We start from the raw sequence: 14133 nt of genomic DNA on the forward strand, positions 1-14133 counted from the left end.
TTACAGATCTCCAAACATCAAAGCAGTAAGAATAAAGTCCGCTCCCAGCACAGCAAGGGAGGCATATACCACAGTACGCGTTGTCGCCTGACTGATACCTTCGGATGTCGGAATACAGTCATAACCCTGATAGACAGCGACCCAGGTCACGATAAAGCCGAACACCACCGCCTTGACCACACCGTTGAGCACGTCATCTGTAAAATCCACAGCCTGCTGCATATTCGACCAGTAAGCACCGCTGTAAATTCCCAGCCAGTCTACCGCGACCAGTGACGATCCCCAGATCCCGACCACGGCAAATATCATCGACAGCAGCGGCAGACACATGAAGCCTGCCCAGAAGCGTGGCGCAATGATTCTGCGCAAGGGGTCTACACCGATCATCTCGAGACTTGCCAGCTGTTCGGTCGCTTTCATCAAACCGATCTCTGCCGTCAGCGCAGAACCGGCGCGTCCGGCAAACAACAATGCCGTCACAACGGGTGCCAGCTCACGCAACAGGCTCAGGGCAACCATCTGACCGACTGCCTGCTCCGAGCCATAATCAACCATGATTGTATAGCCCTGCAGACCCAGCACCATCCCGATAAATAATCCGGACACCACTATGATCACCAGAGACAGCACACCCACAAAATAGATCTGCTTGATCAGCAATGGCAACATCACCAGAGGCTGGGGCTTCGCGACCAGTGCATGCATCAGTATCTGGCCGGACCGCCCGAAAGCGGCCACCTTCGACAGGGTTTTATGCCCAAGTCGCTGTATTCGATCTATCATTTAAGCTCCCCACCCAACAGATCTTGCATGAAATCAGGTGCGGGATAATGGAATGGCACAGGCCCATCCGGCAATCCCTGCACAAACTGGCGCACCTGTTCTGAATCGACTTCACGCAGCATGGCGGGCGTCCCGTGTGCTGCCACCTTGCCATCAGCCAGAATATAGATGTAGTCGGCAATCGACAGAGTTTCCTGAATATCATGCGACACGATGATGCTACTATGCCCCAGCGCCTGATTAAGCCGTTTAATCAGGTTTACCAGGACAGCCATTGCAATCGGATCCTGCCCGGCAAAAGGTTCGTCATACATCACGATATCAGGATCCAGTGCGATGGCACGAGCCAGGGCAACTCGACGCGCCATACCGCCTGACAGCTCTGCCGGCATCAGATGAATCGCCCCACGCAGACCAACCGCCTGAAGCTTCATCAATACGATATCGCGGATCATCGCATCTGGCAGGTCGCTGTGAACACGCAACGGGAAGGCGACATTGTCAAATACACTCATATCAGTGAACAACGCGCCACTTTGAAACAGCATACCCATGCGCTCACGCGCCCTGAACAGCTCATTGCGCCCCATGCGGGAGATATTATTGCCTTCGAGCAATACCTGGCCACGCTCCGGTGCAAGCTGTCCACCGATCAGTTTCAGCAAGGTGGTTTTGCCGCTGCCGGAAGGCCCCATGATAGCGGTGACTTTGCCACGCGGTATTGCGATGTCCACACCATCAAAAATGACACGTTCACCCCGCGAAAAGGTGAGTTCCTGTATATCGATAATTATGTCACTGAGCATGGTCGAAGCCGCAGCCTGTGAGGTTTCCGCTTCCATTCTGGCAATACCCTATCAATCACTGTCAACAAAGCCGCCCAATATATCATTTGCCAACACAAGTTAAAATGAGGTTCAGATTACCGCCTCGCCTGACCACACGATGAGATGAGTGGTTTCAAAGCATGACAGCCAGAACTGAACCTGAACTGAAGATCGCACAGCGATTGACCCCCTTTACCAGACAAAAGTTTCAACCTGACCGACATCCGTACGGGAATTGGAGTGAATTCAACAAATCCGATACGATCTGAAGCTGAGCTGGGTTAAACTTGTCGGCCATGAGACAAATGCTCCTGAGGAGCTGCCGATTCAAGCCAAGTGAGAGGCGAACCGATACTGCATGACAGAATTCAACTTTCTCGAAACCGGAAAACGCACAATAGAGATTGAGCGAGAAGCCGTTGATCTCCTGCTGAACCATCTGAATGAAACATTTGTACACGCCTGCGAGCTATTGATGCAGTGCAAGGGCCGTATCATTGTGACCGGCATGGGTAAGTCCGGCCATATCGGCAACAAGATCGCCGCCACACTGGCCAGCACAGGAAGCCCGGCATTCTTTGTTCACCCTGGCGAGGCCAGCCATGGCGATCTCGGCATGTTCACCGGTCAGGATGTCGTGCTGGCAATTTCCAACTCAGGTGAAACATCCGAGGTCGTGACCATACTGCCTCTGATCAAGCGGATGGGGGCCCCTCTGGTCAGCATCACGTCCAACCCCGAGTCAACTCTGGCCAGAACAGCTGACATCAATCTGCATGTTCCTATTGAGCGCGAAGCCTGCCCGCTCAATCTTGCACCGACTTCCAGCACAACCGCACAATTGGTGCTCGGCGATGCGCTGGCCATTGCGCTGCTTGAAGCTCGCGGCTTCAGTGCCGAAGATTTTGCCATCTCTCATCCGGGTGGAAGCCTGGGTCGACGACTGCTGTTAAGGGTTGAAGATATCATGCACAGTGGCGATGACATCCCGCGCGTGACGATCTCGACACCGATCCGCGAAGCCTTGATGGAGATCACCCGAAAACGCCTGGGAATGACCGCCGTGACGGATGACAACGGCGTACTCAAGGGTATTTTCACCGATGGTGACCTCAGACGTACTCTGGATCAGGAGATAGATCTCAAGCACACGGCCATCATCGATGTCATGACAGTGGGCTGCACAACCGTGCAGGCCCATGCGCTGGCTGCCGAAGCACTGAAAGTGATGCAGGAGCGCAAGATCAACGCGCTGTTGGTCACTGATGCTCTGGGGGTCCCGATCGGCGCACTCAACATGCATGACATGCTGAAAGCGGGAGTGATCTGATGACACATGATCTTTCCACTGCATTGATCAACCGCCTTAAATCGGTTCATCTGGTCGCTTTTGATGTCGATGGCATCCTTACCAATGGCCAGCTTAATTTTCTGGCTAATGGACAGGAGATCAAGTCCTTTAATACGCTGGATGGGCTGGGCATCAAGCTGCTCCATCAGGCTGGACTGGAAACTGCAATTATCACAGGTCGCAGCTCACCTCAGGTTGAGCTGCGTGCCAAGGCGCTCGGCATCACCTACCTGATGCAGGGACGCGAAGATAAGCTGGCCGCATTGAAAGAGATCTGGACCGACACCGGACATTCTGCCGCTACAACCGCTTATATAGGGGATGACTTGCCGGATCTGTCTGCCATCATTACAGTGGCCTTTGGCGCAACCGTCCCTGATGGCCACGCCCTGGTACGCCAGGAAGCTGACTGGTGCACCAGCCGTCGTGGTGGAGAGGGAGCTGCTCGCGAGTTCTGTGAAATCATTCTTGCCGCACAGGGCAAGCTGCAGGCGCTTTTCGAGGAGTACCGCTAAGTGTTTTCATCGATTCGTCTGCGCATTCTGCTGGCGCTGCTGATCATGGTACCCTTACTGTTGTTCTGGGGGTTCTTCGGCATCCCGACCGAAACGTCATCAGAAAGGCCTCCCCTGCCAGATGAAGTGGACTTTTTCATCCGTGATGCCCGCATACAGCTATTTGGTGTTGACGGTCAGTTGCAACAGGAGATCACCACTCCCTTGGTGCAACACCTGCCAGGCCTGGAACAGGTGCAGATGATGACACCTGTGCTGACCCAGAGTCGAGCAGACGGATCGGTGCTCGAAATCATAGCCGATGAGGCCTGGATGCTGGACGATGAAAGCAAGATTGAACTTGCAGGGGATGTACAGGTTATTGATAATCCTGTACAAGGCACACCCATTATCATGACCACAAGCGTTCTGGCCCTGTTTCCACCACAGGACTTCGCTTCGACAGAAGCAGCCGTAACTCTTACAGATGGCCAAAGCCGCACAGATGCCATTGGTATGCAGGCCTGGTTCAGTGAGCGACGTGTTGAGCTGCTATCAGAGGTAAGAGGTATTTATGTCAAGAATTAAACAAGTGGCACTATTGTGCCTGAGCAGTTGCTTGCTTCTGGCAAACGCTGCACACGCCCTGCCGAGCGACAAAGATGAACCTATCTACATCAGTGCAGATCAGGCCAGCATGAATGAGCAGACAGGCGTTACCATCTACAGTGGCCGCGTTGAAATACGTCAGGGCAGCATGCTGCTGCTGGGAGACCGTGTAGAGCTGCGTCGTTCATCCGATGGCGAAATTGAACGCATCATCTCAACCGGCACCCCTGCTGAGTTCCATCAACAGCACCGCGAGGGGCAGCCACTGACCAAAGCTTACGGCCAGAACATGAATTACCACGTTACACAGCAGCAGGTCACCATCACCAATCAGGCCCGTGTGGTTCAGGGTAACGACAACTTCACCGGCGAACGTATCGTATACAACATGGATCAGGCGGTTGTGGATGCATTCGGTAGCGAAAGTGGTGGGCAGCGTGTTGAAATGGTCATTCAACCCAGAAGCAGTGGAAACTGATTATGGCAATGCTTGAAGCACTCCATCTGGCCAAGAGCTACAAAGGCCGTCAGGTTGTGCGTGATGTATCACTCAAGATCAGCCAGGGAGAGATCGTGGGTCTCCTCGGCCCCAACGGCGCAGGCAAAACCACCTGCTTCTACATGATTGTCGGTCTCGTGGCAGCGGATGAGGGCCATATCCGTATCAATCAGGATGATGTCACAGGCATGCCGATGCATGGCCGTGCACAGCGAGGAGTCGGTTATCTGCCTCAGGAGCCCTCGGTTTTCAGAAAGCTCAGTGTACGTGATAACCTGATGGCAATTCTGGAAACACGCAAGGAGATGAGCAAGGCCGATCGTGAAGAGCAACTGGAAGCACTGCTGCAGGAGTTTCATATCACGCACATCCGCAACAGTCCCGGTATGGCGCTGTCGGGTGGCGAAAGGAGACGCGTCGAAATTGCCCGGGCACTGGCAACAGAGCCCACCTTCATACTGCTGGATGAGCCATTTGCCGGCGTTGACCCCATTTCGGTCAATGATATCAAGCAGACGATTCGCCATCTGCAGAGTCGCGGTATAGGAATTCTGATCACCGATCATAATGTCAGGGAGACACTCGATATCTGTGAACGCGCTTACATTGTCAGTGAAGGAGCCATCCTCGCAGAGGGAGATCCCGAGACAATCATGGCGAATAAGCAGGTCAGATCAGCCTATCTGGGCGAACAGTTCAGGCTATGATGACCACTATCCACCGTCTAACCTCAAGTGATAATACTGGCATATGAAACAAGCGCTACATCTCAAGATTGGCCAGCATCTCACGATGACACCTCAGTTGCAGCAGGCGATACGGCTGCTGCAACTGTCGACGCTTGATCTGCAGCAGGAGATACAGCAGGCGCTGGAAAACAATCCACTGCTGGAGGTCAGCGAAGAGGAGCATGAGCCAGAGACCGCGTCGATAGAGGAATCCTACGACACCTCTTACGAAGATGCGCACGAAGACAGCTATGACAGCAAAAGCTACGATGAGAAGGATGAGTTTCAGCCATCCGGTAACTCAGAGATTGTCAGCAAGAGCAATACGGAGAGTACTGACAGTCGGGCCGAGAGTGATGACAGTTTTGACGGCCCGGATACCGACAGTGAATGGAGCGAACAGATCCCCTCTGAACTGGCTACAGACAGCAGTTGGGATGACACATACCAGCAGCAGAGCAGTAGTGCATCATCCGACGACTGGCCAGACAACGAGAATGATACCCGCGAAGACACCCTGCAGGACCATCTGAACTGGCAGTTAAATCTGACGCCAATGAGCGATGCTGATCGCATGGTCGCTGAAGCCATCATTGACGGCATCGACACCGATGGCTACCTGAAGGTTTCAACCGAAGAACTGCTCGAGCAGTTCAAAGAACAGGAACCTGATTATTTTGGCGATGCCGAGCTGGATGAAATAGAAGCCGTTCTGCATCGTATCCAGCAGTTCGATCCTCCCGGCGTAGCGGCTCGCGATCTCAGTGAGTGTTTGATCATCCAGCTGCGACAGTTTGGATCCTCGCTACCCTGGGGCAAAGAAGCGATAAAGCTGGCCTCGGATCATCTGCCGCTTCTGGCAAGCCACGACTATCGAAGCCTGATGCGTAAACTGCGCGTCAAGGAAGATGATCTGCAATCGATCATCTCACTGATTCAGTCACTGAATCCGCGCCCGGGCTCCAGCATCATCTCCAGTCAATCTGAATATGTGATCCCTGATGTCATTGTCAGCAAGCACCGTGACGAGTGGATTGTTACCCTGAATCCTGACACCTCGCCAAAACTGCGCATCAACACTCAATACGCAGATTTGATCAGAAGGGCTGACAACAGCGCCGATAACAACTATCTTAAAAGTCATCTACAGGAAGCTCGCTGGTTCTTGAAGAGCCTTCTCAGCCGCAATGACACACTACTGAAGGTTGCCAGCGAAATCGTCGAAAGACAGCGAGATTTTCTGGATTTCGGTGAGGAGGCAATGAAGCCCATGGTGCTACACGACATTGCGGAAGCTGTTTCCATGCATGAGTCCACCATTTCCAGGGTCACCACGCAAAAGTTCATACATACACCGCGCGGCATCTTCGAGCTCAAATATTTCTTTTCCAGCCAGGTCACGACTGCTGACGGTGAAGGCGCCTCCTCCACCGCTATTCGTGCACTGATCAAGAAGCTGGTTGCAGGTGAAAACAGCGCAAAACCACTGAGTGACAACAAGATCGCTCAACTGCTGAAAGAACAGGGCATTAACGTCGCAAGGCGAACTATCGCAAAATATCGCGAAGCGCTGAGCATACCACCTTCTAATGAGCGCAAGCGTTTGCTTTAATAACAAACAGGCACAGAACAAACCTTATCGTGCCTGACAACAAGGAGAAGCCTTATGCAGATTAATATCACTGGCCATCATGTAGAGCTGACTGATGCACTGACCGAATATGTGCATGCGAAATTTGAAAAGCTGGAGCGCCATTTCGATAACATTACCAATGTTCAGGTTATCCTCACTGTTGAAAAAACCCGCCAGAAAGCAGAAGCTGATGTACATCTAGCAGGTGGAGAACTGTTTGCGACAGATGAACAGGATGACATGTACACCGCAATTGATGGGCTGGTTGATAAACTTGATCGGCAGGTTATCAAGCACAAGGAAAAAATGAAGTCTTTCAAATAACCCACTAACCAAGACCGACATTACCCTATGCATATCTCCGAGCTGCTGACCGAATCCAGAACACTATGCCACATGGATGCGGCCAGCAAGAAAAGAGTCCTCGAACTGGCCAGCGATACCCTCGCTGCCCAGATCGAAGGACTGGAAACTGAAGAAATCTTCAGTGGTCTGCTTAATCGCGAAAGACTCGGTAGCACCGGGATAGGTGATGGTGTGGCAATTCCGCACTGCCGCCTTCCCGGCTGTGAACAAGCGCTGGCGCTGCTCATAACACTTGAGCAACCCATCGACTTCGATGCGATCGACAACCGACCGGTTGATCTGTTGTGCTGCCTGCTGGTACCGGAAAATGAAGCCGCACAACATCTTCAGACTCTGGCCAGCATTGCCGAACTTTTCAGCAACAGCGATGTGCGTGAAACTCTGCGCAACTGTACCGACAGTCACTCGCTTTATCAGGCGCTGGTGGCCACCTCGGGTAACGGGAGTTAACAGATGAAACTGGTCGTCCTCAGCGGCCGCTCCGGCTCGGGCAAAAGCACCGCCCTGCAGGCACTGGAAGATATCGATTTTTACTGTATCGACAACCTTCCAGCCCTGCTCCTGCCGGAACTCATTGGTCAGATGTTGTTGGCGCCAGATCGTCCTGAACGATTGGCCGTCAGCATAGATGCCCGCAATCTGGTCAGCAACTTGCGTCAGGTACCGGATATTTTGCGCAGTATCAGCCAGATTCCAGATCTCAGCAGTGAAGTTATCTACCTTGATGCCGGTGAAGCCACTTTGCTCAAACGCTTCAATGCCACTCGCCGTAAGCATCCGCTGACCAGCAGTGGTGCGGGGCTGAAAGAAGCGATCGAAAAAGAGAGACTACTGCTCGAACCGATTGCCAGCCTGGCTGATATTCGTATGGATACCTCGAGGCTGACGCTCTATGAGCTGCGCGACTCCATCAAGCTGCGTGTTGCTCAGAGACCGGAACAGTCGTTGTCGTTGCAGTTTCAATCCTTCGGCTTCAAACATGGCCTCCCCCTGGATGTAGACTTCACCTTCGATGTCCGCGCTCTTCCTAATCCCTACTGGATCCCGGAACTGCGTCAATACTCAGGGCTGGACACCGAGATCAAGGCATTTCTCGAGCAGTCTGAGGAAGTAAAGGAGATGCTGGATGACCTGCGAGGTTTTCTGGAAAAATGGATTCCCCGTTTCGCACGCGATAACCGCAGTTATCTCACCATCGGCATAGGCTGCACCGGCGGACAACATCGCTCCGTGTATATTGCCGAGTGTCTTGCTGGTCATTTCAGTCAGCATATGGATAATGTGCAGGTACGCCACCGCGAACTGACCTGATCACCGACAAGCCAGAGAACCCTACAGCAACATGATCAAAACCTCCCTGACCATCATTAACAAGCTGGGCCTGCATGCGCGCGCTGCAGCAAAGCTGACGGCAACAGCCAGCCAATATACCTGCGACATCAAAGTCGAGAAGGAAGGACGTGTTGCTGACTGTAAAAGTATCATGGCGGTGATGATGCTGGCGGCCAGCCAGGGCACAGAGCTGACCTTTCATCTTGACGGCGATGATGAACAACCGGCAATTGAGGCGCTTGAGACTCTGATCAACAACCGCTTCGACGAAGCTGAATAATTCTGGAAAGATGACTGATGAGTAAACGCAAGGCAGGAAACGAGCATCTGGAGCACGACGAATCCGAAGAGATCAGCAAGTCGGAGATCAAACGCCAGATGCACGCGCTGCAGGAGCTGGGTAAGAAGCTCTCTGAGCTTCGCCCGGACCAACTGGCAAAAGTATCTATGAGCGATCATATGCGCCGTGCGGTTGAAGAGAGCCGACGTATCAGTTCCCACATCGCGCTGAAGCGACATATGCAATACCTCGGTAAACTGCTGCGTACCGAAGACAACGAAGCGATACAGATCGCTGTGGACATGTTTGATGCCTCGACCCAAGCGCATAATCAGCGCTTCCATGCTCTGGAGAACTGGCGTGAACGCCTGATCACGGGTGACAACAATACCATACAGCTATTTATCGACGCCTATGCAGGATGTGACATCCAGCATCTGCGCCAACTGATCCGCAATGCTCAGCGCGAAAGGGAGCAGCAGAAACCTCCGGCACATGCGCGCAAACTCTTCCGTTATCTGCGCGAGCTGGATGAACTGGAAGATGGCACCCAGGAAAGCTGATCTATTGCTCCTGGCAAGCTTAAGCCTTTTCAGTCACGCCTGTGCTGCTGCACAGGCATGCGCTGCCTGATCTGAGCAAGATATTCGAGATCAATGTCAGCCATAACCAAAGCGGGCCCCTGCTTGCATCTGGCGAGTACCTTACCCCATGGGTCTACAATCATCGAATGCCCCCAGGTCTCGCGCGTCTCACTATGACGACCTCCCTGATTGGCTCCCAGCACATAGCACTGAGTTTCACAGGCACGCGCCCTTAGCAATAGCTTCCAGTGCGCCTTGCCGGTTTTCCAGGTAAACGCCGAAGGAACACTGATCACCTGCGCTCCGGCGGCCAACAGGCGCTGATAATGCTCGGGAAAGCGCAGGTCGTAGCAGATACTCAGCCCCAGACGCCCGACTGGTGTATCGATCACCTGAATATCATCGCCACCCGGCTCAATCCAGTCGGATTCACGGTAGACCTGCTGCGCATCGCCGACATCGACATCAAACAGATGGCGTTTGTCATAGGCACAACAGATCTCGCCATCACTATCCACCACCAGGCAGCGGCTGCGTACACGCCCTCTGTCGAGCACTTCACCTGACTCATCACGCAGCGCCGGAATACTCCCCGCCACTAACCAGATGCCATACACCCTGGCACTGTGAGTCAGAAACTCCGTCAATCTACCCTGAGTATCTTCGAGTTCAGCCACCGAGCGCATCTGGCGGCTATCGAAAATGGCAAAGTTCTCAGGCAGCAGCGCCAGTGTGCACGCTCCCCTGGCAGCATCAGCTATCAACCGCTCAGCCTGCTCCAGGTTCTGTTCCAGCTCAGCACCGGATACCATCTGTATGACACCTGCTTTCACTACTCACCTCCTGATCGGCGGTTCAACTTCCGGAGTAATCAACTGTACCTGCGGATCCCCCCAGTCACCTGTCAGGGTATAGCGGATCGCCGTCAATTTCTCAAGGCTACCACCGGTGATTCGATCAATGATGAACAGTGCGCCAGCCACTTGCGGTGCGCCCAGCAGTGCGGCACCGATGGTCAGATTGCTGCTCACTGGTAACAGCACCTCAATTGACTTATCCACAGTCTCATTAATCAGATCCAACGAACCCTCAAGTTTCATCATTGCAGATGGGCCATCCAACTGCAGTGGCGCGCGCGTATGCGCTATCCCCTGATCCAACCTGTAATCAGCCGTTAACTGATCAAACACTACTCCACGCTTGAGCAGATCACTGAAATCCAGGCGCAGCCTTCTGGAGAGCGTACTCAGATTCAGAATCCCGAAAAGGCGCAGAATGTTTGAACTGTTGCCTGATTCAATCACTCGACCATTTTCCGCATGCAGAACCACCCCACCTGACAACTGAGGCAGTTCAAAATCCCAGGGAGCACCGGGCCAGTCCAGTTGGATGTCCGAAGTTATCAGCTCAGTCTCAATTGCCCTGCCATATTCCCATCGCTCCAGTACATCGCCGACATCTTTGCCCTCGATGCGCAACGTCAGCCCTGTGGTTGGTGCATTGCCAGTATGCCAGGTTGCCTCTCCCCTGACCTGTATCTGCTGCAGGTCTCCCTCAATATCTCTGACGGCCACCCTGCCCTGTTCAGGCCTCAACTTCAACTTCCACTCACCCATCGGCTTCTGCCCGAGTATCAGTTCAGAAACATGAATATCAATGGCTGGAATATCATCAGGTGACAGCGGAGGCACAGGTGGAACACTCTCTTCCACGCCCTCATCTACCCCCTCTTCCGCACCACCGATCAGCATACCCTCAATCAGAGCAAAGTGTGCCAGGTCCAGCCGCCAGAGCTGCCCCTGCTGCTCGGGAATAGCCAACTGACCGGTCATATTGGGAGCGGTCAGCTGCAACTGCCAACCACCACCCAGCGCGGGTCTCAATACCATATCCAGATTATCAATCGACACACCACGCGCCTCAAAGCGCCCTACTTTGAGCGCCAGCCGACTCAATACGGAATGGCTCATTTCAAGATCAGCCGCACTCGTGAATGAAGACAAAAAGGATCTGATCACAGGCTCCGATAAGTGTGCCATCTGCCCATCTACCACAATACCCGGCCCACCAGGCAACGTCACACCATCCGTTCCCAGATGAACATGCCCACGTAGCGGCATCTGTAGATCAAACACCCCATGCAGATATTGATCATAGCTGAATGTCAGCTCATCACGATCGAGCAGTATCGAGAGCTCCAGCAAGCGCTCCATTTCAGGAGTTTTGCCATAAGGCGCTGGCAGATCCACCGCCACTCCTTGCAATAGCGTATTGATATTCAAGCGCGAACAACCCGGTTGCTGTGGGCAGACCTGTAAACGAGCATGATAGTCTGTAGTACCCGTCAGCAACTGCAGCAAACTGACATCTGACCACTCCTGGATGCGTGCTGGATCAATTCGTCCTGTCAGGCTGATCCCCAGCTGATCACCTTCGGTATCTATACTGCCTCGGATCTGCTCTCCAAACAGGCGACCTTCCAACCCCTCTGCTTGCAAGCCACTCTGGCTGCTGTAGGTCAGCTCACCCTGTAACTCACTCAGCTCCAACCGCTGCCGCTCAGACGTCAATCTCCCCGCAGTCACTTGAGCGACAGCATTTATGTCGGGATTTTTCCGTGCATTCAGCGGTATCTGAAGATTCAGTTGCGTTTGCAGCTCGCCCCCGAATGCCCAGTCATCAAGTGGATCGCCGATTTCATCACGCAAAGGAGTCTGTTTCAGAAAATATTCAAGATCCCGGGCAGGCCCTTCCAACTGCGCTGCAATATGCACGCGATCAGCGCCACTGGGGAGATAAACCCATCCCGAATGAATTTTCGTGTCCCGGATCTGGCCAGAACGAATATCGATACGCAGCGTATCATTGTACAACTGCATGAACAGATCACCCTGTTCAACTGCAGGCCAGCCCGGCTGGTAAGCAAACTCAGCTTTTTCAATATCAAAGAACAACTGCACTGTCATCGGTGAGGGATCAGCCGCTCTACGCGTGCCACCATGAATCAGCAAACCTCCCTGATTCAGGTACCCAGACATGATCGATTCAGCAAGCCAGGCATGCAGATCTTCTCCAACCTCCCGCAATGGGGTGTAACGCTCAGTCTGCAACGCGTCACTACCGGTCATGCCGATCATCAGCGTCAGCTCAGTTTGCTGCTGGTTGTCAAAAGGTACCACCATGCTGAATCGGCCCGCACCACTGACATGCTCATCTGCCAGCCGTAGAAGCCCGCTGCCTACCTTGACTTGCTCCTCATCTATGCGCCAGTTTACGACACCACTGGCATGGCCATAACGCCATCCTTCGGGGTACAGCTCAGGAAAATAAAGAGTAAAGTCATCACTCTGCAGGTAGATCTCACCCTCGGTCAGGGTGGCTTTCAACCGGCCATCAATACCACTGACAGCCGGTGCGTCACCCCAGGCAGACAAACCAAGCTTTTCCAGGTCTGCATCCAGCTGCAGGCTCATCAAGTCATTTGGATCTTCCCAGTCAAGCCTGATATTACGTAACACCCCTTCAGGTGCCAGCGTGAGAAGAAGATCATCCAGAAAGGGTGGCAGGAAAGGCTGAAACTGCAGCCAATGATGGGTTGCACCAAGATCCAGAGCCGGTATGCCGACATGATGTAGAGCTACGGATTCAGAGTGAAGATCAAGATTGGCCACTAACAGAGGAAGATTGAAAGCAGCGCCACCACTGTGCAGGAACAGATTCTTGATCTGCAGTTGATGCTGCTGATCGAACGGCAGTAACGCGATCTGCATACCCGCTTTCTGAATTCTGGGCATCCCCTCAATATCCAGCGCCAGCCTGTCCAGCGAAACATTGCCCAACAGATGACTCAATCGGCCATGCCGCCAATCACCCCAGATCTCAGTCTGCAGGGACAGCTCCTTCACCGTCACCGGCAAGGGAAACAGTTGCAGCAGTTCCGGCCCAAATGCATCAGTACCCAGATAGAAAGACAGATCCCCCTGTAAAGGGTCAGATAAAGGAACATTATCCCCCTGCAATGCAAAGCGTATCTGGTTATTACTACCCAGTAGTGGCATTTTCATTGAACCGCTGATCTGAAACTCGTTCCGAGCACTCTCAAAGCGAGCATTGACCGGAGATATCAGTTGCAGATCACCCTGCTCGGGCTGCAAGCCGATACGCAGATTCTCTACCGTAATAAAGGGCTGCTGGAGGAGAAAGCTCAGCAATGGCTGCAACCCTTCATCCTCGCTTGATTCGCTCCCGGGCAGCCACTGCCCCTGACGCTCCCGCCACTGCAGATCTGTTTCAGACAGGTGCAAAAACTGAAATACCGGCGCTCTGGCCTGGATACTGCGCCAGAGATCAACCTTCAGACCCAGTTCACTGATCTGCAATGAGACCTGAGCCTGTTGTGGTGTCAGGCTGTGAATCGAGATATCCGTCAGGGTGAATCCGGGGTTCGGGCCATCCAGCTTGCCACTAATGGAGCCAATATCCACCTGCATACCCAGGTGATCACTGATCCTGCTTGCCAGAGCGTCCTTGTATAGGTTCAACTGAGGCAGCGCCACACGGACAGCCACCAACATCAGGGCAAGCAACAGCCCCAATATCAGCAGCAACCAGAGCAGGCGACTAGTAACCTGTCGCATCAACAACTCC

At 53.3% G+C, this 14133-nt stretch carries 15 protein-coding genes; 11 read left to right on the forward strand and 4 right to left on the reverse strand.

The features are described from left to right. Positions 1-783, reverse strand: coding sequence for a lipid asymmetry maintenance ABC transporter permease subunit MlaE (gene mlaE, locus ACK3CJ_RS16295; RefSeq protein ID WP_409523266.1), 783 nt, complete (start codon positions 781-783; stop codon positions 1-3). Beyond that, the gene (locus ACK3CJ_RS16300) at positions 780-1589 is read right to left on the reverse strand and encodes an ATP-binding cassette domain-containing protein (RefSeq protein WP_409526607.1); all 810 of its coding nucleotides are present in this window, start codon (positions 1587-1589) and stop codon (positions 780-782) included. Before ACK3CJ_RS16300 ends, mlaE begins: the two co-directional genes overlap by 4 nt. A gap of 379 nt (positions 1590-1968) precedes the next feature. Between ACK3CJ_RS16300 and ACK3CJ_RS16305 the strand changes: the two genes are divergently transcribed. From ACK3CJ_RS16305 to yjgA, 11 genes are read left to right on the forward strand one after another with little or no spacing between them, the layout of a single operon-like run. Then, positions 1969-2940 (forward strand): KpsF/GutQ family sugar-phosphate isomerase, encoded by a 972-nt coding sequence (locus tag ACK3CJ_RS16305; protein ID WP_409523267.1) that lies wholly within the window; start codon positions 1969-1971, stop codon positions 2938-2940. Beyond that, complete coding sequence (locus tag ACK3CJ_RS16310; protein ID WP_409523268.1) at positions 2940-3476, forward strand: KdsC family phosphatase; 537 nt, start codon at positions 2940-2942, stop codon at positions 3474-3476. The genes ACK3CJ_RS16305 and ACK3CJ_RS16310 overlap by 1 nt, the downstream gene beginning before the upstream one ends. Further along, a complete protein-coding gene (lptC, locus tag ACK3CJ_RS16315) occupies positions 3477-4043 on the forward strand; it encodes an LPS export ABC transporter periplasmic protein LptC (RefSeq protein ID WP_409523269.1) in 567 nt (188 codons plus the stop codon). Continuing rightward, positions 4030-4542, forward strand: a complete 513-nt coding sequence (lptA, locus tag ACK3CJ_RS16320; protein ID WP_409523270.1) for a lipopolysaccharide transport periplasmic protein LptA — start codon at positions 4030-4032, stop codon at positions 4540-4542. Before lptC ends, lptA begins: the two co-directional genes overlap by 14 nt. A 2-nt stretch (positions 4543-4544) precedes the next feature. Beyond that, positions 4545-5270, forward strand: a complete 726-nt coding sequence (gene lptB / locus ACK3CJ_RS16325) for an LPS export ABC transporter ATP-binding protein (RefSeq protein WP_409523271.1) — start codon at positions 4545-4547, stop codon at positions 5268-5270. Between the two features lie 43 nt (positions 5271-5313). After that, the gene (locus tag ACK3CJ_RS16330) at positions 5314-6903 is read left to right on the forward strand and encodes an RNA polymerase factor sigma-54 (protein WP_409523272.1); all 1590 of its coding nucleotides are present in this window, start codon (positions 5314-5316) and stop codon (positions 6901-6903) included. A gap of 54 nt (positions 6904-6957) precedes the next feature. After that, positions 6958-7248: a ribosome hibernation promoting factor gene (gene hpf, locus ACK3CJ_RS16335; protein ID WP_409523273.1), complete on the forward strand. Its 291-nt coding sequence runs from the start codon at positions 6958-6960 to the stop codon at positions 7246-7248. Between the two features lie 27 nt (positions 7249-7275). Beyond that, the gene (gene ptsN / locus ACK3CJ_RS16340) at positions 7276-7740 is read left to right on the forward strand and encodes a PTS IIA-like nitrogen regulatory protein PtsN (protein ID WP_409523274.1); all 465 of its coding nucleotides are present in this window, start codon (positions 7276-7278) and stop codon (positions 7738-7740) included. A 3-nt stretch (positions 7741-7743) separates the two neighbouring features. Next, positions 7744-8601: an RNase adapter RapZ gene (rapZ, locus tag ACK3CJ_RS16345; protein ID WP_409523275.1), complete on the forward strand. Its 858-nt coding sequence runs from the start codon at positions 7744-7746 to the stop codon at positions 8599-8601. 31 nt (positions 8602-8632) lie between these two features. Beyond that, complete coding sequence (locus ACK3CJ_RS16350) at positions 8633-8902, forward strand: HPr family phosphocarrier protein (RefSeq protein ID WP_409523276.1); 270 nt, start codon at positions 8633-8635, stop codon at positions 8900-8902. 17 nt (positions 8903-8919) lie between these two features. Next, positions 8920-9465 (forward strand): ribosome biogenesis factor YjgA, encoded by a 546-nt coding sequence (gene yjgA, locus ACK3CJ_RS16355; protein WP_409523278.1) that lies wholly within the window; start codon positions 8920-8922, stop codon positions 9463-9465. Positions 9466-9494: 29 nt separating this feature from the next. Here yjgA and ACK3CJ_RS16360 read toward each other — a convergent pair whose 3' ends face one another. Both ACK3CJ_RS16360 and ACK3CJ_RS16365 read right to left on the reverse strand, forming a co-directional pair. Continuing rightward, entirely contained in the window at positions 9495-10319 is an 825-nt protein-coding gene (locus tag ACK3CJ_RS16360) for a carbon-nitrogen hydrolase family protein (RefSeq protein WP_409523279.1), read from the reverse strand. A 3-nt stretch (positions 10320-10322) separates the two neighbouring features. Beyond that, complete coding sequence (locus ACK3CJ_RS16365; protein ID WP_409523280.1) at positions 10323-14123, reverse strand: YhdP family protein; 3801 nt, start codon at positions 14121-14123, stop codon at positions 10323-10325. Positions 14124-14133: the final 10 nt, after the last annotated feature.

Source organism: Nitrincola salilacus (assembly GCF_046271865.1).
Classification (GTDB): Bacteria; Pseudomonadota; Gammaproteobacteria; order Pseudomonadales; family Balneatricaceae; genus Nitrincola; species Nitrincola salilacus.